The following is a 26,462-nucleotide window of genomic DNA, read 5'->3' as shown; positions in this document are numbered from 1 at the left end:
CCATCCCCTCCGCTCCGCCGACGACCCGCTCTCACAGCAGGCTCACGACCGCGCTCGCCGCACCGAGGAACCCGAGGACGCCCACGAGCGTCGCGACCCGCACGAGGAATCCCCAGGAGCGCAACCGGCCGTCCTGGGGCAGGCCGCCCGACGGAGGCCGCAGGACGGCGGGCACCAGGGTCGCGACCGCGAGGGCGCCCGCGAGCACGGACAGGACGGGCTGCCCCACCCGCAGGTTCACCGCGGCCAGCAGGACCGACCCGATCACGACGCCGAGGACCGTGCGCTGCCACGCGAGGGCGGTGCGCTCGGGCTGCAGGCCGGGGTCGCGGGCCGCGGAGGTCACGTCCGCCAGACCTCGGTGACCGCGTACCCGGCCACGAGCAGCGCGAGGACGAGCACGCCCGCGACGAGCACGGGCAGCCCTGTCGGCGCGGGCAACGGCTCGCCCCGGCGCATCGCCCGTTCGTTGCGTCGCCACGCCAGCAGCGCGTAGGCCGCGAAGCCCGCCCCCGCGAGGCATGCGACCGCCGCGATCACGTCGACGAAGCCGGACATGGACGCGAACGACGCGAACGACGTGAGCGCGACACCGCCCGCGACGAGACCGAGCCCCGTCCGCACCCAGGCCAGCGCGGTGCGCTCGTTGGCCAGGCTGAAGCGGATGTCGGGCTCCTCGCCGACGCCGTACACCGAGCGCGGACGACGGTCGTCGGGCGGGGGCGCCCCCGGGCCACGCGTCGCCGCGTCGTCCGAGGGCTCCCCCGCCTGCGCCGTCATCTCAGCTCAGGCGGTCGAGGATCAGGGCCGGGGTCTCGACGACCGTGCCCGGGTCTGCGACCCCCCACGTCCCGTCGAGGGCCTCGACCGCGCGGTCGAAACGCTCGGGGGTGTCGGTGTGCAGGGTCAGCAGGTGCTGGCCCTTGGTCACGACGTCGCCCGGCTTGGCGTGGATCTCGACACCGGCCCCCGCCTGCACGGGGTCCTCCTTGCGGGCGCGGCCCGCCCCCAGGCGCCAGGCCGCGACCCCGACGCCGAACGCGTCGAGGTGCGAGAGCACGCCGTCGCGGTCCGCGACCACGTGCTCCTTCTCGCGTGCCACGGGCAGCGGCGCACGGGCGTCGCCGCCCTGCTCCGCGATCATCTCGCGCCACTTGTCCATGGCCCGGCCGTTGGACAGCGCGTGCCGGACCTCCTCCTCCGGGACGGGCTTGCCGGCGGCGGAGAGCATCTCGACCGCGAGCGCGACCGTGAGGTCCACGACGTCGCGCGGGCCACCGCCCGAGAGCACCTCGAGAGTCTCGCGGACCTCGAGCGCGTTGCCCGCCGTCAGGCCGAGCGGCGTCGACATGTCGGTCAGGAGCGCGACCGTGCGCACACCCGCGTCGGTGCCCAGGTCCACCATGGTGCGCGCGAGCTCGCGCGCCTGGTCGAGGTCCTTCATGAACGCCCCGGAACCCACCTTGACGTCCAGGACCAGCGCGCCCGTGCCCTCGGCGATCTTCTTGCTCATGATCGACGACGCGATGAGCGGGATCGCCTCGACCGTGGCCGTGACGTCGCGCAGCGCGTAGAGCTTGCGGTCCGCGGGCGCCAGCCCGGAGCCCGCCTGGCAGATGACCGCACCCACGTGCTCGAGCTGGTGCATCATCTGCTCGTTGGTCAGCGCAGCACGCCAGCCCGGGATCGACTCGAGCTTGTCGAGCGTGCCTCCCGTGTGCCCCAGGCCGCGCCCCGAGAGCTGCGGCACGGCCACGCCGAAGACCGCGACGAGCGGGGCGAGCGGCAGCGTGATCTTGTCGCCCACGCCACCGGTCGAGTGCTTGTCCGCGGTGGGCCGGGAGAGCTCCGAGAAGTTCATGCGCTCGCCCGAGGCGATCATCGCGGCCGTCCACCGGCCGATCTCCGTGCGGTCCATGCCGTTGAGCAGGATCGCCATGTTGAGGGCAGCCATCTGCTCCTCGGCCACGACGCCACGGGTGTAGGCGTCGATGACCCAGTCGATCTGCTCGGCGGACAGCCGGCCCTTGTCCCGCTTGGTGCGGATGACGTCGACCGCGTCGAACGACTCGGTCGCCTTGTCGGGCAGCGCGCCGGAGGCGCCCGCCGGGATGCTCTTCGTGCTCATGCTCGCTCCACCAGATCCTCGGGCCCGAAAGCGTCGGGCAGCACTTCGCTCATGGGCTTGATGCCACGGGTCGTCTCGACGAGCAGCGTGGGACCGCCGTGCTCCCACAGGAGCTGGCGGCACCGCCCGCACGGCATGAGCGTGTTGCCATGACCGTCGACGCACGCGAACGCCACGAGGCGACCGCCCCCGCTCCCGATCAGGTCGCTCACGAGCGAGCACTCGGCGCACAGCGTCACGCCGTACGCCGCGTTCTCGATGTTCGCACCCGTGACCAGACGGCCGTCGTCGACGAACGCCGCCGCCCCGACCTTGAAGGACGAGTACGGCGCGTACGCCTTCTGCATGGCGACCCGTGCGGCGTCGCGCAGTGCCTGCCAGTCGAAGCGGTCCCCCGCGTCGACGGCCGCGCGGTTGCTCTCGCTCACGCCGTCACCCCTTCACGTAGGGCTGACCCGCCGCGGCGGGACCGCGGACGCGGCCGACGAGACCCGCCACGGCGAAGATCGTGACGATGTACGGCAGCATCAGCATGAACTGGTTGGGGATCGGCGTCTCGAGGACACCGAGCACCTGCTGGAGCTTGTCGGCGAAGCCGAAGAGGAGTGCTGCGCCGAGCGCACCCCACGGGGTCCACCGACCCAGGATCATGGCGGCGAGCGCGATGTACCCCTTGCCGGCCGTCATCTCCTGGCCGAACGCCCCCACGGAGCCGATCGTGAAGAACGCGCCACCGAGCCCCGCGACCATGGACCCGAGCAGGACGTTGCGCCACCGCGTGCGGTTGACGTCGATGCCGACCGTGTCGGCCGCCTGCGGGTACTCGCCCACCGAGCGGACACGCAGACCCCACTTGGTGCGGAACAGCGCGATGCTGATCACGATGACCGCGACGTAGAGCAGGTAGACGATGATCGACTGGCGGAACAGCACCGGTCCGACGATCGGGATCTCCGACAGCAGCGGGATCGGGAGCGTCGGCAGGCGCGGCGGGGTGTTGAGCGTGGCCGCGTCGTTCTTGAGCACCGAGCTGAACAGGAAGCTCGTCAGGCCCACGGCGAACACGTTGAGCACCACACCGACGATGATCTGGTTCACGTGGTACTTCACCGTGAACAGCGCGAGCATCGCGCCGATGAGCAGACCCGCGATCGGGGCGGCGACCAGCCCGATGTAGGCGTTGCCCACGACCGAGGCGAGCACCGCGGCGCCGAAGGCCCCCGTCAGGAGCTGACCCTCGATCGCGATGTTGACGACGCCCGCCCGCTCGTTGAGCAGGCCGCCGAGGGCGCCGAACGCGAGCGGGACCGCGAGGAGCAGCGACCCCTGGAGAAGGCTCACGATCGACGTGCTCTTGTCCGCGACGGCCCACACGAGGAACGTCAGGACCCACAGGACACCGAAGACGGCGAGCACCCATCGGCCGACCGGCTGGTCCGCGCGCACCCGGACGTACGCGTAGCCCGCGAGCAGGAGGCACAGGACCGAGAGCACGATCGCGGTCGCCCTGGTCGGGACGGCGACCGGGTCGAACTGGAGCAGGTCAGCCCCGGTCGAGATGCCGAACGTCGTGACCGACCCCGCCGGTCCGAGGAGACCGAACAGGACGAACGAGAGGAGCCCGAAGACGCCCAGGGTGATGGGGAGCTTCCAGCTGCGGGCCGCGGTGACGGTAGCGACCTGGGTAGCAGGTGCAGCCATGGCGGTCATGCGCTGACTCCCTTCATGACGACGGGGTTCGGGGCGGGCAGGCGGAAGATCGCCCGCACGAGCGGCGGCGCCGCGATGAAGAGGACGACGAGCGACTGGATGACCAGGACGATGTTGATCGAGGTCCCGGTCGAGGCCTCCATCGCGCGCCCGCCGACGTTGAGCCCGGCGTACAGGAGTCCGGCGAAGAAGATGCCCAGCGGCTTGGAACGCCCCAGGAGGGCGACGGTGATCGCGTCGAACCCGATCGAGCCCGCGATGCCGCCCGTGAGCGCCTTCTCGGTGCCGAGGATCTGCACGGCACCTGCGAGCCCGGCGAGGGCGCCGGAGACGACCATGACGAGGACGAAGGACGACGCGACGCCCATGCCCGCGGTCCGGGCGGCCTGCTGGTTCGAGCCCACGGCCCGGAAGCGGAAGCCCCAGGTCGAGCGCGTCATGAGCCACCACACGAAGACCGCGGCAAGGATCGCGACCAGGAAGCCAGCGTTCAGGCGGAACTGGTCGCCGAGGAGCAGCGGGAGCTGCGCGGTGTCCTTGACCCCGGGGCTCTTGGGCTGGTTCGACCCGGGCCGGGTGAAGGCGCTCGTCGTGAGGAACCACGCCACGAGGTAGAGCGCGACGTAGTTCAGCATGATCGTCACGATCACCTCGTGCGCACCGGTGCGCGCCTTGAGGAAGCCCGCGATGCCGGCCCAGAAGCCACCGGCGAGGATGCCACCCAGCAGGGCGAGCAGCAGGTGCAGCACCGGCGGGAGGTTCCACGCGAAGCCGACGTAGCCGCCGATCGCGGCCCCCATGATGACCTGGCCCTGGGCGCCGATGTTGAACATCCCCGCGCGGAAGCCGACAGCCACGCCGAGCGCGGCGATGATCAGCGGGGTCGAGACCGTCATGGTCTCCGTGAGGGAACGGATGCCGCGCGCGAACGTCGGTGCGTCGTAGTTGTACACCGCTCCGCGGAACATGGCCGCGTAGGCCTCGCTCACGGCTGTCCAGGCCGCACCGAAGAAGTCGGCCGGCTTGGCGAAGAGGTAGCTCGCGGCCGCGGTCACGTCGGGGTCGGTGACGATGATCAGGAGCCCGCCGATGACCAGTGCGAGGACGAACGCCAGGACGGTCACGCCGAACGGGCCGGTCGTGATCTCGCGGAAGGTGGCGGTCCAGCGAGCGGACTCCGAGCCCTCGGGCTGAGGCTTTGCCGCGCCGGCCGGCTCGGGCGCCGGCTCTCCCGTCGGTGGCGGGGCGGGCTGCTGGTCGGTCACTGGGTTGCTCCCGTCGTGTCGGTCTGGTCGTGCACCTGTGCGATGGCCTCGTCGTGCGGGACCCCGGCCATCATGAGGCCGAGCACCTCGCGCGACGTCGTCGGCGGCACCACGCCGACGATCCCGCCCCGATACATCACGGCGATGCGGTCGGCGAGCTCGACGACCTCGTCGAGCTCGGTCGACACGATGATCACGGGCGTGCCGTTGTCGCGCTCCTGCACGATGCGACGGTGCAGGAACTCGATCGAGCCCACGTCGACGCCGCGCGTCGGCTGGCTCGCGATGAACAGCTTGAGCGGCCTCGAGAGCTCGCGCGCCAGCACGACCTTCTGCTGGTTGCCGCCCGAGAGCCGCCCGACCTCCTGGCCAGGGCCCTGGGTACGGATGTCGAACTCCGAGATGCGCTGCTCGGCGTTGCGGCGGATCGCCCCCAGGTCGAGGCCGATGCCCTTGGCGTAGGGCCGCTTGTCGTAGAGGTCGAGCACGAGGTTCTCGGCGACCGAGAAGTCGAGCACGAGCCCGTCGACCTTGCGGTCCTCGGGGACGAAGCCGATCCCGGCGTCGAGCGCCGCGTCGGGCGTCAGTCCCCGCAGCTCCTGCCCGTGCAGGGAGATCGACCCCTCGGCCGAGGGCAGGAGCCCGAGGATGGCCTCGGTGAGCTCGGTCTGCCCGTTGCCCTGCACGCCTGCGACGGCGAGGATCTCGCCCTGCGCGACGGAGAACGACACGTGGTCCACGACCGCCTGCCCGTTCGGGGCGAGGACCGTGAGGTCGGTGACGACGAACGTCTCCTCGCCGGGCTGCGCGGGCGCCTTGTCGAGGCCGAGGGAGACCGCGCGTCCCACCATGAGGGAGGCGAGCTCGCTCTCGGAGGCGGTCGGCTCGGCGGTCCCGACGACGGCGCCCCGGCGGATGACCGTGATGACGTCGGCGACGGCCTTGACCTCGCGCAGCTTGTGCGTGATGAACACGATCGAGGTGCCGGACTCGCGGAGCTGGCGCATGATCTCGATCAGCTCGTCGGTCTCCTGCGGCGTGAGCACCGCGGTGGGCTCGTCGAGGATGAGCACCTTCGCCTCACGAGCGAGAGCCTTGACGATCTCGACGCGCTGCTGGACGCCGACGGGGAGGTCCTCGACGACCGCGTCCGGGTCGAGCCCGAACCCGAACCGCGCGGACAGCTCGCGCACGCGCTTGCGGGCGGCGTCCAGGTCGAGGAGTCCCCCGGCCTTGGTGTCCTCGTGGCCCAGCATGACGTTCTCGGCGACGGTGAAGACCGGCACGAGCATGAAGTGCTGGTGCACCATGCCGATCCCGGCTGCCAGGGCGTCTCCCGGTCCACGGAAGGCGCGCTCGACGTCGTCGAGCAGGATCTTGCCCGAGTCGGCCTGGTAGAGGCCGAACAGCACGTTCATCAACGTGCTCTTGCCCGCGCCGTTCTCCCCGAGCAGGGCGTGGATCTGCCCCGGTTCGATGACGAGGTCGATGTGGTCGTTGGCGACGAGCGGTCCGAACGACTTGGTGATTCCGCGGAGCTCCAGCTTCACGTACGGTCTCCTTCGATGCACAGGCAGCCTTGCCTGCGACGTTAGCCCAAGACTGGTCGAGCCGGCCCGGCGAGGTGCCGGGCCGGCTCGACCACGATGTACTGCGTCAGGTCACGGCGAGCTCGGGGACTCCACGACGATCGTGCCGTCGATGATGTCCTTGCGGAGCTGGTCGATCTCGTCCTTGAGCTCCTGAGGAACCTTCGACTCGAAGTCGTGGTACGGAGCGATGTCCACGCCGCCGTTCTCGAGCGTGCCCACGTAGGGCTCGTTCGAGAACTCGTCCTCGGAGGCCGCCGTGATGACGTCCTCGACGCCCGCGCCGATCTCCTTGAGCACGGAGGTCAGGATGAGGTCGCCGCTGTCGGGGTTGGTCTCGAAGCCGTCGGCGTCGACCCAGATGACCGACACGTCGGTCGCGTCCTTGGCGGCGGCGAGCGTGCCGACGCCGACCGGACCGGCGACGGGCATGATGATGTCCGCACCCTGGTCGATGAAGGTCTGGGTCAGCTGCTGGCCCTGGGACTGGTCCTCGAAGCCACCGGCGAACGAGCCGTCCTGGGTGTCCTTGTTCCAGCCGAGCGTCTTGACGTCGGTGCCGTGCGTCTCGTTGTAGTTCGCGACGCCGTCGACGAAGCCGTCCATGAAGATCGTCACGGACGGGATCTCCAGGCCACCGTAGGTCGCGACGGTGCCGGTCTTGCTCATGCCCGCGGCGAGGTAGCCCGCGAGGAACGAGGCCTGGGCGGTGTCGAAGCTGATCGGCTTGACGTTGTCGAGCTCGATCGTGTTGCCGTCAGCGTCTTGCGCCGTCGAGTCGACGATCGCGAAGTCGACGTCCGGGTTGGCCTGGGCGGCGTCGCCCGTGGCCGTCGCGAGGAGGAAGCCGACCGTCACGATGACGTTGCAGTTCTCGGAGATCAGGTTGTCGATGTTCGGAGCGAAGTTCGACTCCTCCTTCGACTCGGCGGTGGCGGTCTGGATGCCCAGGCTCTTCTCGGCAGCCTTGAGGCCGTTGTAGCCCGACTCGTTGAAGGACTTGTCGTCGAAGCCTCCGGCGTCGGACACCATGCACGCCTTGAAGCTCGACTCCGAGCCCCCGGCCGTGCCCGACGCGCTGCCCTCGTCGGGTGCGCTCCCACATGCAGCCAGCGCCAGCGCGGCGACGGCCGCGAGCGCTGTCATCTGCGTTGCTCTCTTCACCATGAGCTCCGTTCGATCTCGTCGATGGCCCCCGGGAGAAAACCGGGACCTGCCCGCGCGACGTTGCACGGGTAGGTCACGGGGTCCGTCGGCCTGTATTGATCGAACACTAGCCACGTCGAGGGACGTCGGACGTTACTTGCGGGTAACGCGGACGCTTCGTTATGGAAGCGTCATCTGACGTCTCAGCCGTGACCGTTCGCGTTCCAGCCGTCGGACACTTGGTTGCACAAGGCAACGGTTCGTCCTGCGTGCGCCCCCGGCCGTACGCGACAGCGCCCCCGGGACCCGGGTTCCGGTTTCCGGGCCGCTCAGCCCAGCGCGACGCGCGCGAGCAGGCGGACGCCCGCGCCGATCGCGCTCTCGTCCACGCGCAGGTCCCCCTGATGGATGTCGTACGACCGCCCACCGGGCGTCCGCGTGCCCAGCCGGGCCATCGCGCCGGGCACCTTCGTCAGGTACCACGCGAAGTCCTCGCCGCCGAGCGACTGCTCCGTGAGCAGCACCGACGCGGGTCCGAGCACGTCGCGCGCAGCAGCCTCGAGCGAGGCCGTGCAGTCCTCGGCGTTCTCGACCGGCGGGACCCCACGGGTGTGGTTGACCGTGACCTCGACCTCGTAGGGGGCGACGACCTGCTCGACCGCGTCGTGCAGCACCTGACCCGCGAACTCCCACGCCCGGACGTCGAGGCAGCGCAGCGTCCCGCGGACGGTACCCGTGCTGGGGATCGCGTTGTGCGCCGACCCTGCGTGCACCGCGCCCCACGTGAGGTTGACGCCCGAGCGCGGGTCGAGGCGCCGACCGAGCACCGCGGGGACCTGCGTGATCACCTGCCCGAGCGCATAGACCACGTCGCCGGTCAGGTGCGGGCGGGACGTGTGCCCGCCGGGCGAGGTGATGGTCACGGAGACCTCGTCGGACGCCGAGGTGATGGGGCCGATGCGCGTCCCGATCTGCCCGGCGTCGACCTTGGGGTCGCAGTGGACCGCGTAGATCTCCTCGATCCCGTCCAGGCCGCCCGCGGCGATCACGTCGAGCGAGCCGCCGGGCTGGACCTCCTCCGCCGGCTGGAACACGAGCCGGACCGGACGGGGCAGCTCGCCCTGCTCGGCGAGCGCGGCCAGGACGAGCCCTGCGCCCAGCACGACGGTCGCGTGCACGTCGTGCCCGCACGCGTGCGCGACCCCCGGTGTGGTCGAGGCCCACGGGAGCTCGCAGCGGTCCTGGACCGGGAGCGCGTCGATGTCGGCCCGCAGCGCGACCCTCCCGGGCGCCCCGCCGTCGGGCCCGTCGCCGATGTCGCACACGAGGCCCGTGCCCGGCAGGAGCCGCGGCTCCAGGCCCGCGGCGCGCAGCCGGTCGGCGATCAACGCCGTGGTGCGGGTCTCGGTGCGCGAGACCTCGGGATGCTTGTGGATGTCCCGGCGGATCGCGACGAGCTCGTCCTCGAAGGCCGCCGCGAGCTCGACCACCCTGTCCCCGCGCACCGTCCGCGGTAGCACGTGCACCGACGCGGGCGGCCTCGCCCCCGTCCCGGCACGGTCCGACGGGGTGCTGTTCTCGGTGCTCTCCTCAGGACTGCTCACCAGCCGAGACTATCCCCGGCCTCGTCGGCGCGGGCGACGGGGTCACGCACCGGACGGCACGGGACGGGTGTCGCCGTCGGGCAGGAGGAACCCCTCCGTGCCCGGCGGCGCCGCTGGCCCGTGCACCCGCGCACCCGGGCGCGAGGCGTCAGAGCAGCTCGTCCAGGCCGCGCTCACGCACGAGGTCGACCATCGACTTGACCTGCTGGGCCCGCGCCCGCGTGGTGACCAGGAGCGCGTCGGGCGTGTCGACGACCACGACGTCGTCGAGCCCCAGGACGGTCACGACCCGGTTGCTCGCGGGGACGACGACCGAGCCCGCGCTCTCGTGCCGCACGACGCGCCCGACGTCGCCGAGGACCTTGGAACCCGACTCGTCGGCCGAGGGGAGCAGCGCGGCGAGAGAGTTGAAGTCACCGATGTCGTCCCAGCCGAAGTTCCCCGGGACGACCGCGACCCCGCCCACGGCCGCGACCGGCTCCGCGACCGCGTGGTCGATCGCGATCTTCTCGAGACCGGGCCAGACCTCCGCCAGGACGCGGTCGCGGTCCGGGGTGTCCCAGGCCGCGGCCACGGTACGCAGACCGTCGTGCAGCTCGGGGCGCTGGTCCGCGAGGTGCCCCAGCAGGACCGACGTGCGGGTGATGAACATGCCCGCGTTCCAGCGGTACTCCCCCGAGCGCACGTACCGCTGGGCGGTCGCCGCGTCGGGCTTCTCGGTGAACCCCTCGGCGTGCAGCGCGCTGGGAGCGCCCTCGAGGTCGAGCGAGGCCCCGCTCTTCACGTAGCCGAAGGCCGTCGACGGCCGGGAGGCCGCGATCCCGACCGTGACGACGTATCCCGCCCGGGCCGCCTCCACCCCCTCACGGACGGCCTGCTCGAACGCCGCCCGTCCGGTGATGACCTGGTCCGCCGCGAACGAACCGATCACGACGTCGCCGTGCCGCTGCTCGAGTACCGCGGCGGCCAGGCCGATCGCGGCCATCGAGTCCCGGGGAGAGGGCTCGGCCAGCAGCGCGTCGTCCCGCAGGGTCGGGAGCTGGGTGCGTGCCGAGGCGACGTGCTGCCGACCCGTCACGAGGACGATGCCGTCCTGGCCCGCGAGGGGCTCCAGGCGGTCGACCGTGGCCTGCAGCAGCGACCTCCCCACCCCGGTGAGGTCCAGCAGGAACTTGGGGTTGCCACGGCGCGAGAGGGGCCAGAGCCTGGTGCCGGCTCCACCCGCGGGGATCACGGCGTAGAAACCGGGGATCGCCGGGACCTGCGAGGTCGAGTCGGCGGGTGCGGGAGCAGGAGCGGGAGAGGGGTGCGTCGACATCCTCGGAGCATAGTGACCGACGCGTGACCGGGCGTGCGGGGAGCTCCCGTGGACGGGCAGCCGCGAGCCATCGACCCCCGTGTGGAATGGGTCACAAACAGGGGTGACCGGGCCGCCTGGAACCCCCCGCGGTCCGCACCACGATGCCGGTGTCACTATGGTGGAACCCCAGAGACGGATATCGGCGGACTCCGGCGAGCCCTGGATCTGCCGCTCCACCGGACTCGCCAGAGCCTCGGCGCGGAGCGGTCGTGAACGGCCCCCGGCGGACGACGTCGTCCAGCTCGATATCTCACCCCTGAACTCGCCACAGGAGGCCCCTAAGTGCCCAGTGCACCTGCTGGCACGCTGTACCGCGGCCGTGAAGGCATGTGGTCGTGGGTCGCGCATCGCGTGACCGGCGTGCTCATCTTCTTCTTCCTCCTCGTGCACGTGCTGGACACAGCACTTGTACGAGTCTCGCCCGAGGCGTACGACGCCGTGATCGGCACCTACAAGACCGTGATCATGGGACTCGGAGAGGCCGGCCTCGTGGCCGCCATCGTGTTCCACGCCTTCAACGGTGTCCGGATCATCCTCGTCGACTTCTGGGCCAAGGGGCCCAAGTACCAGCGCACCATGCTCTGGGTCGTCGTCGGCCTGTTCGCCGTGACGATGGCGGGCTTCCTGCCCCGCCACCTCATGAACGTCTTCGGAGGTGGGCACTGATGAGCACCACGAGCACCAGCTCTCCCCTCGCGGCCCCCCGCGACCCGTACAAGCGGCAGAAGTCCACGCGCTCGAACTACGAGCTGTACAGCTGGGTCTTCATGCGCGCCTCGGGCGTCGTGCTGATCGTCCTGATCTTCGGGCACCTGTTCGTCAACCTCATGGTCGGCGAGGGCGTCCACGCGATCGACTTCGGCTTCGTCGCCGGCAAGTGGGCCTCCCCGTTCTGGCAGGTCTGGGACCTCCTGATGCTGTGGCTCGCGATGATCCACGGCACCAACGGCGTCCGTACGATCATCAACGACTACGCGCAGCGCGACGGCACGCGCCTCGTGCTCAAGCTCGCGCTGTACCTCGCGTTCGTGGTCGTCACCGTGCTCGGCACGCTCGTGGTCTTCACGTTCGACCCGTGCCCCCCGAACGCCCTGGACTACCAGCTCCCGTCGTTCTGCACCGCCTGACGGACCCGCCCGGCGACGTTCCCCCAGCCGTCGCCTGACGTCCCGTCCCCCCTTCCCACTCGTCACAGGAGGCATCGACACCGATGCAAACCCATCAGTACGACGTCGTCATCGTCGGAGCAGGCGGCGCCGGCATGCGCGCGGCACTGGAGTCGTCCGGCAAGGTCCGCACGGCGGTCATCTCGAAGCTCTACCCCACCCGGTCCCACACCGGCGCGGCGCAGGGCGGCATGTGCGCCGCCCTCGCGAACGTCGAGGAGGACAACTGGGAGTGGCACACGTTCGACACGGTCAAGGGCGGCGACTACCTCGTCGACCAGGACGCCGCGGAGATCATGGCCAAGGAGGCCATCGACGCGGTCCTCGACCTCGAGCGCATGGGCCTGCCGTTCAACCGGACGCCCGAGGGCAAGATCGACCAGCGCCGCTTCGGCGGGCACACGCGCAACCACGGCGAGGCCGCGGTACGCCGCTCGTGCTACGCCGCGGACCGCACGGGTCACATGATCCTCCAGACGCTCTACCAGAACTGCGTCAAGCAGAACGTCGAGTTCTTCAACGAGTTCTACGTCCTGGACCTCATCACGGACCACGACCTCGCGGCCGAGGACGTGCCCGACGGCGAGCAGGTCAACGCGACGGGCGTCGTCGCCTACGACCTCGCGACCGGCGAGATCCACGTGTTCCAGGCCAAGGCGATCATCTTCGCCACGGGCGGCGCGGGCAAGATCTTCAAGACGACGTCCAACGCGCACACCCTCACGGGCGACGGCATGGCGCTCGCCTACCGGCGCGGCCTGCCGCTCGAGGACATGGAGTTCTTCCAGTTCCACCCGACGGGCCTCGCGGGGCTCGGCATCCTCCTGTCGGAGGCCGCCCGTGGTGAGGGCGGCATCCTGCGCAACGGCGAGGGCGAGCGCTTCATGGAGCGCTACGCCCCGACCATCAAGGACCTGGCCCCGCGCGACATCGTCGCCCGTTCGATGGCGAACGAGGTCCGGGAGGGCCGCGGCGCCGGGCCGAACAAGGACTACGTCCTGCTCGACCTCACGCACCTCGAGCCCGCGCACATCGACGCCAAGCTGCCGGACATCACGGAGTTCGCGCGCACGTACCTCGGCATCGAGCCCTACACGGAGCCCGTGCCCGTCTACCCCACGGCGCACTACGCCATGGGCGGCATCCCGACCAACGTCGGCGGCGAGGTGCTGCGCGACGGCCACAACGTCGTGCGCGGCCTGTACGCGGCCGGCGAGGTCGCGTGCGTCTCGGTCCACGGATCGAACCGCCTCGGCACCAACTCGCTCCTCGACATCAACGTGTTCGGCAAGCGCGCCGGTCGCGAGGCCGCGAGGTACGCCGCGACGGCCGAGTACCGCGAGCTCCCCGAGAACCCTGCAGCGGCCGTGATCGCGCAGCTCGACGAGATGCGCAACCGGCCCGACGGCGAGCGTGTTGCCGACGTCCGCAAGGCGCTCCAGGAGACCATGGACGCCAACGCCCAGGTGTTCCGCACGGGCGAGTCGCTCGACCAGGCGCTCTCGGACATCCGCACCCTCCAGGACCGCTACCGCAACGTCTCGGTCCAGGACAAGGGACGCCTGTTCAACACCGACCTCCTCGAGGCCATCGAGTTGGGCTTCCTGCTCGACATCGCCGAGGTTACGGTCATCGCCGCGATCAACCGCAAGGAGTCGCGCGGCGGTCACTACCGCGAGGACTACCCGAACCGCGACGACGCCAACTACATGCTCCACACGATGGCCTACCGTCGCCCCACGTCCGCCGGCGACACCGCCGACGGTCACGTCGACGGCTACTTCGACCACGTCGAGGAGTTCGATTCCTACAAGATCGTGCTGGGTTCCAAGCCCGTCACCCAGACCCGGTACGAGCCCATGGAGCGTAAGTACTGATGACTGCCACACTCGAAGCCCCTGCCGGTTCTGAGAAGACCGAGGTCGGTGCCGTGCCCTCCTTCGAGGTCACGATCAAGCTCCGCCGGTACAACCCCGAGTCCGAGCACGGCGAGGACGCGTACTGGGAGGAGTACACGGTCCTGGCCCACGGCACGGACCGCGTCCTCGACGCCCTGCACAAGATCAAGTGGGAGCACGACGGCTCGCTGACCTTCCGTCGCTCGTGCGCGCACGGGATCTGCGGGTCGGACGCGATGCGGATCAACGGTCGCAACCGCCTGGCCTGCAAGACGCTGCTCAAGGACGTCAACCCGGACAAGCCGATCACCGTCGAGCCCATCAAGGGCCTTCCGGTCATCAAGGACCTGGTCGTCGACATGGAGCCGTTCTTCGCCTCCTACCGCGAGATCATGCCGTTCCTCATCACCTCGGGGAACGAGCCCAGCAAGGAGCGCCTGCAGTCGGCCGAGCAGCGCGAGCGGTTCGACGACACGACCAAGTGCATCCTGTGCGCGGCGTGCACGTCGTCCTGCCCCGTGTTCTGGACCGACGGGCAGTACTTCGGCCCTGCGGCGATCGTCAACGCCCACCGCTTCATCTTCGACTCGCGCGACGAGGGAGCGGCCCAGCGCCTGGAGATCCTCAACGACAAGGAGGGCGTGTGGCGCTGCCGCACGACCTTCAACTGCACCGAGGCGTGCCCTCGTGGCATCGAGGTCACCAAGGCCATCCAGGAGGTCAAGCGGGCGATGATCACCCGCGCGTTCTGACACGTCTCCCGCACTGCCCGACGGCGGTCCCCGGCTCCTGCCGGTGGGCCGCCGTCGGCGTTCGTCGGCTCAGATCTTGACGGACACCCTGGGCGCCCTGCCCCGGCGGATCCCACGGACGACGGGGCTCCAGGGATAGCCGTACCCGGCCCCGCGACGGACCCGGGCCTCGAGGCGTTCGTCCTGCTCCGCCTCGGCCCGCTCCCGCAGCTCGTCCGCGGTCGGTTGTGCCGGCGGGTCCGCGATCCACGCAGCGACCATCAGCAGGATCCGTGTGACGAAGTTGGCGAGCAGCAGGATCGTCACGAACGTCGCGAACGAGCCCAGCAGCGCGTTGCGCGACGAGCTCCCGACGATGATGCTCGTCCCGAGGTACCGCAGCACCCCGAAGGCGGCCGCCGCCGCCAGGGCACCGATGTACAGGTCCTTGCGCGGCGGCTGTACGCCCGCGACGAAGCGGATGATCAGCAGGACCACGATCGCGTCGAAGACGAGCCCGACGAAGATGCCGACCACGGGCACCAGGACCGACGCCAGGACGCCGTCGCCGAAGAGCGTCGCCCCGAGCGTCTGGACCACGACTGTCGCTGCCGCAGAGATGACGACGCTGATCCCGAGCACGGCGAACCCGCCCAGCTCGCGCAGCTTGGACAGCACAGGGTTCTGCCCCACGTCCGTGAGCGAGAACATCGCCCGGGTCGAGGTGCGCAGCGCCGCCATGAAGGAGATCGCGCTGAAGAGCAGCACGAACACCGCGATGATGCTCGACAGGTCGAAACCACGGTCCAGGATCAGGTCGTCGGGCGAGATGACGCCCGGCCCGTTGGGCGTCTGCTTGATCAGTCCCGGGATCGCCTTGTCGATCTGCGCGAAGATCTCGTCGCGCAGCTCCTCCCTGTTGCCCAGGAACGCCATGAAGGCCGTGTAGAAGATCGTCAGCCCGGCGAACAGCGAGAACAGCGCCGAGTAGGCCATGCCGCCGCACAGGAGGGCTCCGCGCTGGACCCCGTACTGCGCGAGCGCCCTGGCCGGGCGCGTCGTGTTCCACCAGGCCTGGACGGCCTTCGCACGGGCCGTCAGGCGGGCGACCGCCCCCGGGGCCCCGGGGGCGCCGGGGGCGCTGTCGTCGGGCGTGGTGCCGCGCGCGGTGCGGGGCGTGCGGGCGTGCGGGGTACTCGTCTTCTGGGCGTCGGAGGAGGGGCCGTCACGGCCCGGACGTACGGCCCCGGCCTTGCGATCGGGTGCCGGGTTGGTTGCCTGGGTCATCGCCCGAGCCTAGAAGACGACCGCCCGTCTCACCCGTCCGACAGCCCGGTGAGCTCGAACCTGCGGGCCGGCCGCCACACGCCGTCGTCCCCGTGCTCGTAGAGGTGGATGCCCGTGACGTCGAACGCCGCCTCGAACCCGGCCATCTCGTCGAACGCGAGGTCCAGCGCCTCGTCGTCGACCTCGTGCGCGACCGTCACGTGCGGGTGGTAGTTGAAGCGCAGCTCCTGGTCGAGGATGCCCGACCGGACCGCCCCCTCGAGCCCCTCGCACTCGGCGATCCCCTGCGCGACGATCACGAAGACCACGGGCGAGACGGGGCGGAACGTCCCCGACCCGCGCAGGATGACCCGGAACGGCGCCGCCTGAGCCACGACGCCCTCGAGATGGGCGTAGACCTCGTCGAGGTCGGACTCGTCCACCACGGTCGGCCCGAGCAGCGTGATGTGCGGCGGGATGTCTCCCGCGAACGGGTCGCCGAACGCGGCCCGTGCCTCCTGGAGGGCGGTGCCGTAGGGCTCGGGGATCTCGATCGCGATACCGATCCGCACCTGGTGCGGACCCCGCTCCGGGAGGTTCATCAGCGTGTCCGACGAGCAGGCAGCAGGCCGACCCGGTCGTAGATCCGGTCGAGGGTCGCCTGAGCCAGGCCCCGAGCCCTCTCCGCGCCGCGCGCGAGGACGGCGTCGAGCTCCGCCGGGTCCGACAGGTACTCGTTCGCCCGCGCCTGGAACGGAGTCAGGAAGTCGACCACGACCTCGGCCAGGTCCACCTTGAGGTGCCCGTAGCCCTTGCCCTCGTAGTCCGCGGCGATGTCCGTGACGGGCCGCGACGTCAGTGCCGAGAAGATCGTCAGGAGGTTCGAGATGCCGGGCTTGGCCACCGGGTCGTAGCGGATCTCGTTCTCCGAGTCCGTCGCCGCCGACCTGATGCGCTTGGCCGCGACCTTGGGGTCCTCGAGCAGCCAGACGACCCCCTTGCCCCCCGAGGAGGACTTGCTCATCTTGGCCGTGGGTTCCTGCAGGTCGTAGATCTTCGCGACGGCCTTGACGATGTGCGGCTCGGGGACGACCGCGGTGTCCTCCCCGAACCGGGAGTTGAGGCGCTCGGCCAGGTTGCGTGCGAGCTCGAGGTGCTGTCGCTGGTCCTCACCGACCGGGACCAGTGCGGCGTCATACAGCAGGATGTCGGCAGCCATGAGCACGGGATAGGTGAAGAGCCCCACCGTCGTGCCGTCCGTGCCCTGCTTCGCGGACTTGTCCTTGAACTGGGTCATGCGTCCGGCCTCGCCGAAGCCGGTCTGGCACGAGAGCACCCAGGCGAGCTCGGCGTGCTCGGGGACGTGCGACTGCACGAACAGCGTCGACCCGTCGGGGTCCACCCCGCCCGCCAGGTACTGGGCCGCGGTGCGGCGCGTGCGCTCGCGGAGCTTCTCCGGCTCGGGGTTGACCGTCAGGGCGTGCATGTCGACGACGCAGTAGATCGCGTCGTAGGACTCCTGCAGGGCGACCCACTGGCTCAGAGCCCCGATGTAGTTGCCCAGCTGGAGGGAATCCTCCGTGGGCTGCATCCCCGAGAAGATGCGTGGACGCCGTACGCCGGGAACCTCGTTGACCATTGCCCCATTCTGACAGGTCGCCGTGCCCTGGCCGAATCCGGTGCCAGGCGTCCGGGACGGGACCGGCCTCAGGTCGCCTCGTCGTCGAAGGGGGCGCGCCGTCCTGGCACGGGCACCTCGGCGACGGGGCCCCCGGAGGGCGGGGGCGGGACGGGGCCCGGGGCACGCGGGCGCGAGGGCGGGCTGAGCACGTCGTCGTCGAGCAGCGCCTCCCGGACGATGCGGCGCGGGTCGTACTGCCGCGGGTCCAGCTTGGACCAGTCCACGTCGCCCACCTGGTCGCCCAGCTCGTCGTCCACGCGCTCCTTGGCGTCCTTCAGGAAGCCGCGGGCGGTGCGGACGAACGCGCCGAGCTGTTCGGCGTACCGTGGCAGCCTCTCCGGACCGATGACGATCACGGCGACCACCAGAATGATCCCGAATTCCCAGCCGTTGATTCCGAACACGCGGTCAGACTACTCGCTCGTGGCTTCGTCGAGCACGACGCGGACGTCGCGCTCCTGGTCTCCCGTGCGGACGCGCAGCGTCACGGTGTCCCCGGGCGCCTTGGCCCTGATCGCGACGATGAGCTCGTCGCTCTGGCTCACAGGCCTGCCGTCGATCGACAGGATGACGTCACCCGCCTGGATCCCGGCCACGGCGGCCGGGCCGTCGGCCGTCACGGGAGCCTGACCGCCCTGCGGCTCGGTCGTCACCTGGACGCCCTCGCCCTGGTAGCGCGAATCGAGCAGCACGCCGATCACCGGGTAGGTGGCCGTACCGCTCGCCATGAGCTCCTCCGCGGTGCGCCGTGCCTGGTTCGACGGGATCGCGAACCCCAGCCCGATGCTGCCCGTGGCCGCCCCCGTGCCCGGCGGCTGCGCGATCGCCGAGTTCACCCCGACGACCTCCCCCGCCCCGTTGACGAGCGGTCCCCCCGAGTTGCCGGGGTTGATCGCGGCGTCCGTCTGGATCGCGTCGATGAAGGCGGTCTCCGCCGAGTCGCCGGCTGCGACCGGTCGGTGCAGCGCGCTCACGATCCCCGTGGTGACCGTCCCGTTGAGACCGAGCGGCGCACCGATCGCGACGACGGGGTCGCCGACGACGACCGCGTCGCTGTCGCCCAGCACGAGAGGGGTCAGACCCGTCTCGTCGACCTTGACGACCGCGAGGTCGTAGTCGGGGGTGCGGCCGACGATCTCGGCCGGACGCTCGCTGCCGTCGGCGAAGAGCACCGTGACCTCACCACCGGACGCGCCTCCCGCGACGACGTGGTTGTTCGTGAGGATGAACCCGTCCTCCCGGATCACGAAGCCCGACCCCGTGGAGACGCCGTCCGCACCCTCCACCTGGAGCGAGACCACGCTCGGCAGGACGCTCGCCGCGACGGCCGCGACCGATCCCGCAGGACGCTCCTCCCCCGGCGCCGCGCCCGCTGCGGGCAGCGAGACGTCCACGGGTCGGCGGTCCGTCCCGTCGACGATCCGGTCGGCCGCGACACCGCCGACGGCGCCGGCGACCAGGGCGAGCGCCGCGATACCGGCGACCGCGCCCGCACCGAGCCTGCGTCGCTTCGGCGGGGCCACCGCCGTCTGCGCGGCCCAGGGCTCGACGGGGGTCGGCGACGGTCCCGGCTGCGGGTGCGTCAGCAGCTCCTGCTGCTGGGGCATCTGCCCCGGCGGGTACGTCCCGGGGCGGCGCACCTGGTAGGACGGCGGTGGCGGGACCGGGGGCTGCGTTCCCTGGGCGGCGCCGTAGCCCGGAAGGCCGGGGCGCGCGACGGGCAAGGAGCCGAGCGGTGCACCGTACGGGCGCGTGTCGTGCTGTGCCGTCGGCGCGGGGGTGGCCGGAGCCGCAGGAGGTGTCTGGACGGCGGGCGTCAGCGGTGCACCGGGCGTGGGCCGGTAGGCCGACGGCGGCGCGAAGGGGTTGCGCGGCTCGGGCGGCGGCGCCGCGGCCTGCGTCGCGGCCTGCGCGGGCTCGGGCGTCGTCGGTGCGGGCTCCGGCGTGGGGCGCGGCGGTAGGGCCGGCTGCGGCTCCGCGGGTCCGGGTGCTGAGTCGTGTGCGGTCATGGGGTGCCCAAGGCTCCTGTCATGGTCGTCCATCCCCGGGAGATGCGGGCCGGGACCCCCTCGTCGAAGTCGTGCGCCGGGAACGTCGCCACGAACGCGGCGAGGACCTCCTTGCGAGCCTCGGCCACCACGTCGATCACCGTGTCCCCAGCCTGCCACACGACGTGCCACGGCTCGTCGGACAGGACGTAGACCGCGCGTCCGTCGAACCCTTCGGACCGGGTCAGCGACGTGGTGTCCAGCCGGCCCGGCTGCTCGCGCACCACGATCGTCCCCTCGGGGCCCGCGAGGTCGACCTGCAGGACGTCCTTGTCCTCGCCGACGAGGTGGACGCCCGTCACGTCGAACCCTTCGAGCATCCCTGACGGGCTCGTCCAGCCGTGGTCGGCCATCCATGCGAGCGCGGCCGAGTCGACCAGGTCCATCGAGTCGCCGGATGCCGCGCCCGGGTCCCCACCCGCGGCGCTCGTCCCCGACCCGCCCGTCGAGGGCAGCACCGGCACCAGGTCGGCGCTGGCCGCGTCGCGCACCTCGTTCCCGGCCTGCGCGAGAAGGGTCAGCGGGGCTGCCACGTGCCGGTCGGGCACGACCACCGGCCGGTCGCCGAGCGTGAACAGCGCGACGGCGAGCACGGCGACCCCGCTCGAGGCCGCGACGGCCACGCGACGTGCGCGACGTCGTCGGGCGTGCGCCACGAAGTCCCCCGTGAGGGCGTCCCGCAACGCTCCGGTCTCGGGCGACGCGGCCCACGGGTCTCGCACCGGTGGCCCCTGCCGCAGCGGGTCCCCCTGCGCGGCGGGCATCTCCGACGACAGCGCGAGCAGACGAGAGGTCAGGTCCGTCGTGGGCAGCACGTCCCGTGCGCACGACAGCCGCTTGCGCACCGCACGCGCCACCGCGAGCTCCGCGGCGCACTGGTCGCAGCCCGCGACGTGCGTCAGTGCACGCTCACGCGTGGCCGGTGAGAGCTGGTCGTCGGCGAGAGCGCTGACGAGCGTCCCGAGGTGCGTCATGGTCCCCCCGGTGCGGTGTGCGTCGCGAGCTCGGCCAGCTCGTCGACGGCGGTGTCCGCCGAGGTCACGTCGCCGACGTCGTTCCCGGGGCGCTCCGAAGGATCACGGTGCGGCAGCGCCGCCCGGAGCTGGGTGCGGGCGCGGTGGATGCGCGAGCGCACCGTGCCCAGCTTGATCCCGAGCGTGACGGCGATCTCCTCGTAGCTCAGTCCCTCGATGTCGCACAGCACGACCGCCGCACGGTACTCCGGGGACAGGGCGTCGAGCGCCCGCTGCACGTCGTGGTCGAGGTTCGTGTGCTCGTACCCTCGCTCCGGGTGGGTCATCTCGCCCGTGGCCGGGTACTGCGCCGAGTCGTCCCCCATGGCCTCCATGCGGATGCGCTGCTTGCGCCGCACCTGGTCCAGGAAGAGGTTGGTCGTGATGCGGTGCAGCCAGCCCTCGAACGTCCCGGGCGTGTAGCTCGACAACGAGCGGAACACCCGGATGAAGGTCTCCTGGGTCAGGTCCTCGGCGTCGTGCTGGTTCCCCGTCAGGCGGTACGCCAGCCGGTACACGCGCGCGGAGTGCTCCCGCACGATCTGGTCCCACGAGGGGGGCGTCCAGGGCTGGGCACTCACGTCACTGCTCACACGGTCCATTGTCCCCTCTCAACGCCGCGGGACCCGCATCCGTTCCCACGCGCACGGGGACGTCGACACGACGTGCACGAAACCTCCCCCCGAACACGCTCCAGCCAGCGCTCAGAGGGCCTTCGACCGGTACGATCGCATCACCTGCACCGCGCGGTGCCGCCGCACCGCAGCAGTCCGTCCGGGTCTCCGGCGACACGCGGTGCCCAAGACCAGGAGGGTTCTATCACCACCGACATCGGCCGGACCAACGCCAAGGCGTCGAGCTGGACCTACTGCGAGGAGTTCGTGCCGGAGGACGACGTCCTCCTGCGCGCTCGAGCGCGCGCTGCCGAGCTGGGTTGTCCCGCCGTCCTGCCCGGCGTGGGATCGGTCCTCCAGGCCCTCGCCGCCGCCCTGGCCGCCCGAGCCGTCGTCGAGATCGGCACGGGCACCGGCGTGGCCTCCCTGTGGCTGCTCCGCGGGATGCCCGAGGACGGCGTCCTGACGACGATCGACGTCGACGTCGAGCACCAGCGCGCCGCCAAGGAGGCCTTCTCCGAGGCAGGGATCCGCCCGACCCGCACCCGGACCATCCCCGGCCGGGCGAGCGACGTGCTGCCTCGCCTGACCGACAACGCCTACGACCTCGTGCTCGTCGGCGCCGACCGGCACAGCTACCCCGAGTACGTCGAGCAGGCGCTGCGCCTCCTGCGTCCGGGCGGGATCGTGGCGGTCGACGGCGCTCTGGTGGGCGACCGCGTGGCGGACCCGGCACGCCGCGACGAGGTCACGGCGATCGTCCGTGAGGTCGGCCGCTCCCTGCGCGCCGACGAGCGTGTCCTGCCCGCCCTGATCCCCAGCGGCGACGGCCTCCTGCTGGGCGTCCGTCGGTAGCCGGAACCACGAGAGGGCCCCTCACCGAGGACGGTGAGGGGCCCTCTCGCACGTCGAGGGTCAGTCCAGGTCGCGCAGGAACTGCAGCAGGAGGCGCGCCCCGTAGCCGGTCGCCCCCTCCGTGACCTCGTGCCGCGACGCCGTGGCACGCGCCGGCCCCGCGATGTCGAGGTGGACCCACGGCAGACCGCCCGTGAACTCGCGCAGGAACAGGGCAGCGGTGATCGAGCCACCACCACGGGCCTCGAGCGGCACGTGACGCAGGTCTGCGAGGTCCGAACGCAGCGCGCTCGTGTAGTCCTCGACGAGCGGCATGTGCCAGACCCGCTCCCCCGTCACCGCGGCTGCCGCCTCGAAGCCGCTCACGAGCTCGGGGCTCGTGGCGTACAGCGCAGCGTGCCCCCGCCCGAGGCCGACGCTGGCCGCACCCGTGAGGGTCGCGACGTCGACCAGCAGGTCCGGTGCGAGCGTGGCGACCGCGTACCCGAGCGCGTCGGCGAGCACCAGGCGCCCCTCGGCGTCGGTGTTCGCGATCTCGACGGTCGTGCCGGAGTACGTCCGCAGGACGTCGCCCGGCCGGTAGGAGTCCGCGCCGAAGTGGTTCTCGGCGAGCGGCAGGACGGCCGTGACCTTGTGGCGCACGCCCGACTCCGCGGCGCCGAGCACCGCGGCCAGCGCGGCGGCGGCGCCGGCCATGTCCGTCTTCATGGGCACCATGGCCTCGCGCGGCTTGATCGAGAGACCGCCCGTGTCGTACGTGATGCCCTTGCCGACGAGCACCACGTGCCGCTCGGCGGCCTCCGGCTCGTACGTGACGGTCACGAGGCGGGGCGGGCTGGCCGAGGCCGCTCCGACCGCCAGGAGCGCGCCGAAGCCCTGCGCCGCGAGCTCCTTCGGCCCGAGCACCTCGACGGCCAGACCGGCAGCGCCGGCCAGGGTCGTGGCCTGCTCGGCGACCCACGCAGGGTCCTTGACGTTGGAGGGCGTGTTGGCCAGGTCTCGCACGAGCCACGTCGCGGTCGCGGCGACGCGGGCCGCCTCGAGCTGCGGCTCCCGGCTCTCGCCGAGGAGCACGAGCTGTTCGGCAGGACCGTCCTGCGCGGCGCCCTCTCCTGTCCGGGCGGCGGCCGGGCGGCCGAAGCGCGGGATGCGGTAGGCCGCGAGGAGGTAGCCCTCGACGAAGGCCTGCACGCCGGTCGCGGTCGCGTCCCCGGTGGCCGCGCTGACGACGCGCTCGAGGCCCCGGGTGGCACCGGCCAGTGCCGCGCCGGCGCGGCGCAGCTCCAGGTCCGTCCCGCCACCGATCCCGAGCAGCACGATCGTCGACGGCAGCCCCGCCCAGGGCAGGCGGTGCGTGGAACCGGTGTGGGTGCGCGGGAGGTCGACCGTGGCGACCTGACCGGCCGCGCCGCGGAAGGAAGCGCCCCCGGAACGGTCCGCGAGCTCGGCCAGGTCGATGCCATAGCGTGCGGTCGCGTCCACGGTCCCCGCACGCGGCTGGAGGCCGTCCTCCTCCTCGAGCGGAGGAGCGACGGCGACCACGAGCGCGGCGACCGCGTCATCGGTGAGGAACGGGCAGTCCAGGACCGTGCCTGGCGCCCCGACCACCTCGGGCAGGTGCCGGGGAGCGCCCCCGACGGGTGGGAGGTCCGGGACTGGCTGTGGAGCCTGGGCTGCGCGCGCGGTCAAGGCGTCTCAGCCCACGACGGCTTGGAGGGCCTCGCCCAGCTCGCTGGCCTCGGTCGCGTTGAGCTCCACCACGAGTCGACCGCCACCCTCGAGCGGGACGCGCATGACGATGCCGCGACCTTCCTTGGTGACCTCGAGCGGGCCATCCCCCGTACGCGGCTTCATCGCAGCCATTGTGGGCTCTCCATTCCGTAGTCCAGTACTGCTGTGGTCGACGTCCCGGCAGGTCGGCGGCGCGTCTCCGCGCCGACCGTCCAGAGGACGTCCAGGTACCATTCTAGTTCACCGATACGACACGCCGTGGCCGCAAATGCCCAGATCGTGACCTGTGTCGCGCTAGGGGCCCCCTTCCGTGACGTCAGGAGGCACCGCGGGTCCTACGGCGGCCAGCCGCTCGGCGGTGTGAGACGCCACAGGGACCACACCCACCACACCTGCCCGGCCACTCCTGCGGCCAGGCATGCCCAGAGCCACCAGCGTGAGCGGGTCCACCCGAGCGTGACCGCGCCCAGGGGGAACGCCAGCAGCAGGAACCTGACGAGGCTCGTCCACGGTTCGATCACCGCGACCAGGTATCCCAGGTAGGCCAGCGGCCAGGCCTGGAGCTCCGGGCCCAGCCGGCGCGCGACCGGGCTCAGCCCGAGGGCCGCCACGCCTGCCAGAACGGCCGCCAGCACCCACGGGCCGGCTCCGCCGAAGAGCGCGTGCGACACGTCCAGCCAGGGCTGGAACGGCACCACGGGACCGGTCCCGCGCCAGGCGCCCTGCGTCAGGAAGTACGCGTCCGAGCGCCCCGTGACGATCCCGCACACGAGCTGCCAGAGGAGCCCGCTGACCACGGTGACGACGAGGAGGACGGCGATCCGTGCGCCGTCCCCCCACGGGAAGGGCACGCGGGCGCGGGGGCCGGCGAGGGCCACCGCACCCGTGGCTGCCGCGCCCGTCTGCGTCGTGCCCGTCGAGCGGGTCCGCCGCCACTCCCGGTACCGCACGACCGCGTGCCATGCCACGACCAGCGCGAGCGGCAGCGCGACCGCGCGCGTGAAGCCGAGGAGCACGATCACGAGCCCGGCCCACTCGTAGCGCCGTGCCCAGAGCAGGTACAGGGCCGAGGCGACCAGCAGCAGCGCGAGCGCCTCGGTGTAGGCGACCTGGAGGACGACCGAGGACGGGAAGACGCTCACGAGCGCGACCGTGGCGAGCGGCAGGCCGGGCCGCAGCTCGACGGCCCGGTGCCCGGCCCGTTCGACGAGGCGATGGATGACGAGCACGGCCCCCGCACCGCAGAGCAGGGCGATCGTGGGTGCCACGACGTCCCAGCCGAGCCCGGTCACCTGCTGGACCGCGCGGACCAGGAACGGGAACAGGGGGTAGAAGGCCCAGACGTTCTGCTGCACCGCACCGTCGGGCCCCACGGGCAGCTCTGCCGGGTACCCGTTCTCGGCGATCTGCTGGTACCACGAGGCGTCCCACATCCGCCCCGTCCACGCGCTGTACGACGGCGCGGCGTCGGTCCAGAGGTTGGCCTCCTGCCAGCGCGAGACGACCAGGAGGATCACGGCGGTCACGAGCCGCGCCACGGCGTACACGGCGAGCACCCTGGCCCACCAGGGCCACCGTGCGGGGGTGAGCACGGCGGCCAGGGAGCGGGAGGGCTGGGACCGCGACGGGGCGGGTGCGTCCGCGCCGCGCGTGCCGCCCGTGGCCACGTCGCGCCGACTCATGCCAGACCGCGCAGCGCGCGCGCCGGTGGGGCGTCACCGCGGATCGCGGCGACGGTCTCCAGGACCCGACGGGTCGCGGCGACGTCGTGGGCGCGGAACACGCGGGCACCGAGCCACGCAGCGACCGCGGTCGCCGCGAGCGTCCCCTCGAGCCGCTCGTCGGCGGGCAGGTCGAGCGTCTCGCCCACGAAGTCCTTGCGCGAGAGCGCCATGAGCAGCGGGTGGCCGAGGCCCGCGAGCGCCTGCGTCCTGCGCACCAGGTGGAGCGAGTGCCAGGTGTTCTTGCCGAAGTCGTGGGTCGGGTCGACGAGGACCGACGCTGGGGGCACGCCGCACGCGACCGCGCGCGCGGCGGCAGCCGTCAGGGTCGCCACGACGTCCTGCACGACGGCGTCGCGAGGGTCGTGCTGCCGGGTCGCCCCGTCCTGCTCCACGGTCGGGTACGCGACGCGGAACGGGTCGGTCCGCGGCACGGCGCCCCCCGTGTGCGAGCACACGACGCCCACGCCGAGCTCGCCCGCGACCTCGACGAGGGCCGGGTCGTGCCCTGCCCAGGTGTCGTTGATCAGGTCGGCCCCGGCCAGGGCCGCCTCGCGGGCGACCTCGGCCCGCCAGGTGTCGACGCTCACGAGCAGGTCGGGGAACTCCGCGCGCACACGCTCGACGAAGGGGACGACGCGACGGATCTCCTCGGCCGGGGTGACCTCGGGCCCGGTCCCGGCACGCACTCCCCCGACGTCGACGATCGCAGCCCCCTCGGACCACGCCCGCGCGACCGCCTCGAGAGCCGCGCCGTCGTCGAGCTGGCGGGCAGGGGCGTAGAACGAGTCGGTCGTGCGGTTGACGATCGCCATGACGACGGGGCGTTCCGGGCGACCGGGCGCCGACTCGTCGACGCCGACCTCCCGTCCCCGCAGGACGAGCGGTGCGCACTGCGCAGGGACCGGCGAGGGGGCGTGCGACGACATGTGACGT

26 protein-coding genes are annotated in these 26,462 nt (G+C 71.7%); 5 read left to right on the top strand and 21 right to left on the bottom strand.

Annotation, left to right across the window (positions count from 1 at the left end; all coding sequences use genetic code 11):
• Positions 1-31 precede the first annotated feature (31 nt).
• The 10 genes from ACZDYF_RS11790 to ACZDYF_RS11745 all read right to left on the bottom strand — a co-directional run bounded on the left by ACZDYF_RS11790 (position 32) and on the right by ACZDYF_RS11745 (position 10,760).
• A complete protein-coding gene (locus ACZDYF_RS11790) occupies positions 32-346 on the bottom strand; it encodes a DUF202 domain-containing protein (RefSeq protein WP_475056818.1) in 315 nt (104 codons plus the stop codon).
• Positions 343-780: a YidH family protein gene (locus ACZDYF_RS11785; RefSeq protein WP_377677538.1), complete on the bottom strand. Its 438-nt coding sequence runs from the start codon at positions 778-780 to the stop codon at positions 343-345. The genes ACZDYF_RS11790 and ACZDYF_RS11785 overlap by 4 nt, the downstream gene beginning before the upstream one ends.
• A gap of 1 nt (position 781) precedes the next feature.
• Entirely contained in the window at positions 782-2,128 is a 1,347-nt protein-coding gene (locus ACZDYF_RS11780) for a thymidine phosphorylase (protein WP_475056815.1), read from the bottom strand.
• Positions 2,125-2,556, bottom strand: a complete 432-nt coding sequence (locus tag ACZDYF_RS11775; protein WP_475056813.1) for a cytidine deaminase — start codon at positions 2,554-2,556, stop codon at positions 2,125-2,127. The genes ACZDYF_RS11780 and ACZDYF_RS11775 overlap by 4 nt, the downstream gene beginning before the upstream one ends.
• Positions 2,557-2,560: 4 nt before the next feature.
• The gene (locus ACZDYF_RS11770; RefSeq protein ID WP_400273298.1) at positions 2,561-3,838 is read right to left on the bottom strand and encodes an ABC transporter permease; all 1,278 of its coding nucleotides are present in this window, start codon (positions 3,836-3,838) and stop codon (positions 2,561-2,563) included.
• Positions 3,835-5,103: an ABC transporter permease gene (locus tag ACZDYF_RS11765; RefSeq protein ID WP_191788828.1), complete on the bottom strand. Its 1,269-nt coding sequence runs from the start codon at positions 5,101-5,103 to the stop codon at positions 3,835-3,837. The genes ACZDYF_RS11770 and ACZDYF_RS11765 overlap by 4 nt, the downstream gene beginning before the upstream one ends.
• On the bottom strand, positions 5,100-6,653 hold the full coding sequence (locus ACZDYF_RS11760) for an ABC transporter ATP-binding protein (protein WP_191788827.1): 1,554 nt from the start codon (positions 6,651-6,653) through the stop codon (positions 5,100-5,102). The genes ACZDYF_RS11765 and ACZDYF_RS11760 overlap by 4 nt, the downstream gene beginning before the upstream one ends.
• 111 nt (positions 6,654-6,764) lie before the next feature.
• The gene (locus ACZDYF_RS11755; protein WP_400273648.1) at positions 6,765-7,856 is read right to left on the bottom strand and encodes a BMP family lipoprotein; all 1,092 of its coding nucleotides are present in this window, start codon (positions 7,854-7,856) and stop codon (positions 6,765-6,767) included.
• Positions 7,857-8,167: 311 nt separating this feature from the next.
• Positions 8,168-9,358: an amidohydrolase gene (locus tag ACZDYF_RS11750; RefSeq protein WP_475057192.1), complete on the bottom strand. Its 1,191-nt coding sequence runs from the start codon at positions 9,356-9,358 to the stop codon at positions 8,168-8,170.
• A gap of 232 nt (positions 9,359-9,590) precedes the next feature.
• The gene (locus tag ACZDYF_RS11745) at positions 9,591-10,760 is read right to left on the bottom strand and encodes a mannose-1-phosphate guanylyltransferase (RefSeq protein WP_475056807.1); all 1,170 of its coding nucleotides are present in this window, start codon (positions 10,758-10,760) and stop codon (positions 9,591-9,593) included.
• 324 nt (positions 10,761-11,084) lie between these two features.
• Between ACZDYF_RS11745 and sdhC the strand changes: the two genes are divergently transcribed.
• The 4 genes from sdhC (at position 11,085) to ACZDYF_RS11725 (ending at position 14,618) form a co-directional block, all read left to right on the top strand.
• Positions 11,085-11,468, top strand: a complete 384-nt coding sequence (gene sdhC / locus ACZDYF_RS11740; protein ID WP_082608862.1) for a succinate dehydrogenase, cytochrome b556 subunit — start codon at positions 11,085-11,087, stop codon at positions 11,466-11,468.
• Positions 11,468-11,929 carry a succinate dehydrogenase, hydrophobic membrane anchor protein gene (gene sdhD / locus ACZDYF_RS11735; protein ID WP_191788824.1) on the top strand — a complete coding sequence of 154 codons (462 nt, stop codon included), beginning with the start codon at positions 11,468-11,470 and terminating at the stop codon, positions 11,927-11,929. The genes sdhC and sdhD overlap by 1 nt, the downstream gene beginning before the upstream one ends.
• Positions 11,930-12,012: 83 nt before the next feature.
• A complete protein-coding gene (sdhA, locus tag ACZDYF_RS11730) occupies positions 12,013-13,845 on the top strand; it encodes a succinate dehydrogenase flavoprotein subunit (protein ID WP_191788823.1) in 1,833 nt (610 codons plus the stop codon).
• Positions 13,845-14,618: a succinate dehydrogenase iron-sulfur subunit gene (locus tag ACZDYF_RS11725; RefSeq protein ID WP_191788822.1), complete on the top strand. Its 774-nt coding sequence runs from the start codon at positions 13,845-13,847 to the stop codon at positions 14,616-14,618. The genes sdhA and ACZDYF_RS11725 overlap by 1 nt, the downstream gene beginning before the upstream one ends.
• Positions 14,619-14,687: 69 nt before the next feature.
• Here the strand turns inward: ACZDYF_RS11725 and ACZDYF_RS11720 are convergent, their stop codons facing one another.
• From ACZDYF_RS11720 to sigE, 7 genes are all read right to left on the bottom strand, one after another.
• The gene (locus ACZDYF_RS11720) at positions 14,688-15,884 is read right to left on the bottom strand and encodes a YihY/virulence factor BrkB family protein (RefSeq protein WP_475056803.1); all 1,197 of its coding nucleotides are present in this window, start codon (positions 15,882-15,884) and stop codon (positions 14,688-14,690) included.
• A 29-nt stretch (positions 15,885-15,913) separates the two neighbouring features.
• On the bottom strand, positions 15,914-16,465 hold the full coding sequence (locus tag ACZDYF_RS11715; protein ID WP_191788820.1) for a 2'-5' RNA ligase family protein: 552 nt from the start codon (positions 16,463-16,465) through the stop codon (positions 15,914-15,916).
• Positions 16,465-17,502, bottom strand: coding sequence for a tryptophan--tRNA ligase (gene trpS, locus ACZDYF_RS11710; RefSeq protein ID WP_475056800.1), 1,038 nt, complete (start codon positions 17,500-17,502; stop codon positions 16,465-16,467). Before trpS ends, ACZDYF_RS11715 begins: the two co-directional genes overlap by 1 nt.
• A 68-nt stretch (positions 17,503-17,570) precedes the next feature.
• Positions 17,571-17,948 (bottom strand): twin-arginine translocase TatA/TatE family subunit, encoded by a 378-nt coding sequence (locus tag ACZDYF_RS11705; protein WP_191788818.1) that lies wholly within the window; start codon positions 17,946-17,948, stop codon positions 17,571-17,573.
• 9 nt (positions 17,949-17,957) lie between these two features.
• Positions 17,958-19,553 carry a S1C family serine protease gene (locus ACZDYF_RS11700; protein ID WP_475056797.1) on the bottom strand — a complete coding sequence of 532 codons (1,596 nt, stop codon included), beginning with the start codon at positions 19,551-19,553 and terminating at the stop codon, positions 17,958-17,960.
• Complete coding sequence (locus ACZDYF_RS11695) at positions 19,550-20,566, bottom strand: anti-sigma factor family protein (protein ID WP_475056795.1); 1,017 nt, start codon at positions 20,564-20,566, stop codon at positions 19,550-19,552. Before ACZDYF_RS11695 ends, ACZDYF_RS11700 begins: the two co-directional genes overlap by 4 nt.
• Positions 20,563-21,198, bottom strand: coding sequence for an RNA polymerase sigma factor SigE (gene sigE, locus ACZDYF_RS11690; protein ID WP_475056793.1), 636 nt, complete (start codon positions 21,196-21,198; stop codon positions 20,563-20,565). Before sigE ends, ACZDYF_RS11695 begins: the two co-directional genes overlap by 4 nt.
• A 288-nt stretch (positions 21,199-21,486) precedes the next feature.
• Here sigE and ACZDYF_RS11685 point away from each other — a divergent pair, with 288 nt between their 5' ends.
• Positions 21,487-22,074 (top strand): O-methyltransferase, encoded by a 588-nt coding sequence (locus tag ACZDYF_RS11685; protein WP_475056790.1) that lies wholly within the window; start codon positions 21,487-21,489, stop codon positions 22,072-22,074.
• 60 nt (positions 22,075-22,134) lie between these two features.
• Here ACZDYF_RS11685 and ACZDYF_RS11680 read toward each other — a convergent pair whose 3' ends face one another.
• The 4 genes from ACZDYF_RS11680 to folP form a co-directional block, all read right to left on the bottom strand.
• The gene (locus ACZDYF_RS11680) at positions 22,135-23,763 is read right to left on the bottom strand and encodes a leucyl aminopeptidase family protein (protein ID WP_475056788.1); all 1,629 of its coding nucleotides are present in this window, start codon (positions 23,761-23,763) and stop codon (positions 22,135-22,137) included.
• A gap of 6 nt (positions 23,764-23,769) precedes the next feature.
• The gene (locus tag ACZDYF_RS11675) at positions 23,770-23,937 is read right to left on the bottom strand and encodes a DUF3117 domain-containing protein (RefSeq protein ID WP_064506638.1); all 168 of its coding nucleotides are present in this window, start codon (positions 23,935-23,937) and stop codon (positions 23,770-23,772) included.
• 203 nt (positions 23,938-24,140) lie between these two features.
• The gene (locus tag ACZDYF_RS11670; RefSeq protein WP_475056783.1) at positions 24,141-25,487 is read right to left on the bottom strand and encodes a hypothetical protein; all 1,347 of its coding nucleotides are present in this window, start codon (positions 25,485-25,487) and stop codon (positions 24,141-24,143) included.
• Positions 25,484-26,455 (bottom strand): dihydropteroate synthase, encoded by a 972-nt coding sequence (gene folP / locus ACZDYF_RS11665; protein ID WP_475056779.1) that lies wholly within the window; start codon positions 26,453-26,455, stop codon positions 25,484-25,486. The genes ACZDYF_RS11670 and folP overlap by 4 nt, the downstream gene beginning before the upstream one ends.
• Positions 26,456-26,462: the final 7 nt, after the last annotated feature.

The sequence above is a fragment of the Oerskovia sp. PE-21s genome, assembly GCF_056158145.1.
This window is presented reverse-complemented; position numbering and strand designations above follow the sequence as displayed.

Coding starts and splice junctions, on each gene's coding strand:
- ACZDYF_RS11785 (WP_377677538.1), bottom strand. CDS start 780: ATGACGGCGCAGGCGGGGGAGCCCTCGGACGACGCGGCGACGCGTGGC.
- ACZDYF_RS11780 (WP_475056815.1), bottom strand. CDS start 2,128: ATGAGCACGAAGAGCATCCCGGCGGGCGCCTCCGGCGCGCTGCCCGAC.
- ACZDYF_RS11770 (WP_400273298.1), bottom strand. CDS start 3,838: ATGACCGCCATGGCTGCACCTGCTACCCAGGTCGCTACCGTCACCGCG.
- ACZDYF_RS11745 (WP_475056807.1), bottom strand. CDS start 10,760: ATGTCGACGCACCCCTCTCCCGCTCCTGCTCCCGCACCCGCCGACTCG.
- sdhD (WP_191788824.1), top strand. CDS start 11,468: ATGAGCACCACGAGCACCAGCTCTCCCCTCGCGGCCCCCCGCGACCCG.
- sdhA (WP_191788823.1), top strand. CDS start 12,013: ATGCAAACCCATCAGTACGACGTCGTCATCGTCGGAGCAGGCGGCGCC.
- ACZDYF_RS11725 (WP_191788822.1), top strand. CDS start 13,845: ATGACTGCCACACTCGAAGCCCCTGCCGGTTCTGAGAAGACCGAGGTC.
- ACZDYF_RS11720 (WP_475056803.1), bottom strand. CDS start 15,884: ATGACCCAGGCAACCAACCCGGCACCCGATCGCAAGGCCGGGGCCGTA.
- ACZDYF_RS11715 (WP_191788820.1), bottom strand. CDS start 16,465: ATGAACCTCCCGGAGCGGGGTCCGCACCAGGTGCGGATCGGTATCGCG.
- trpS (WP_475056800.1), bottom strand. CDS start 17,502: ATGGTCAACGAGGTTCCCGGCGTACGGCGTCCACGCATCTTCTCGGGG.
- ACZDYF_RS11700 (WP_475056797.1), bottom strand. CDS start 19,553: ATGACCGCACACGACTCAGCACCCGGACCCGCGGAGCCGCAGCCGGCC.
- ACZDYF_RS11695 (WP_475056795.1), bottom strand. CDS start 20,566: ATGACGCACCTCGGGACGCTCGTCAGCGCTCTCGCCGACGACCAGCTC.
- ACZDYF_RS11675 (WP_064506638.1), bottom strand. CDS start 23,937: ATGGCTGCGATGAAGCCGCGTACGGGGGATGGCCCGCTCGAGGTCACC.
- ACZDYF_RS11670 (WP_475056783.1), bottom strand. CDS start 25,487: ATGAGTCGGCGCGACGTGGCCACGGGCGGCACGCGCGGCGCGGACGCA.
- folP (WP_475056779.1), bottom strand. CDS start 26,455: ATGTCGTCGCACGCCCCCTCGCCGGTCCCTGCGCAGTGCGCACCGCTC.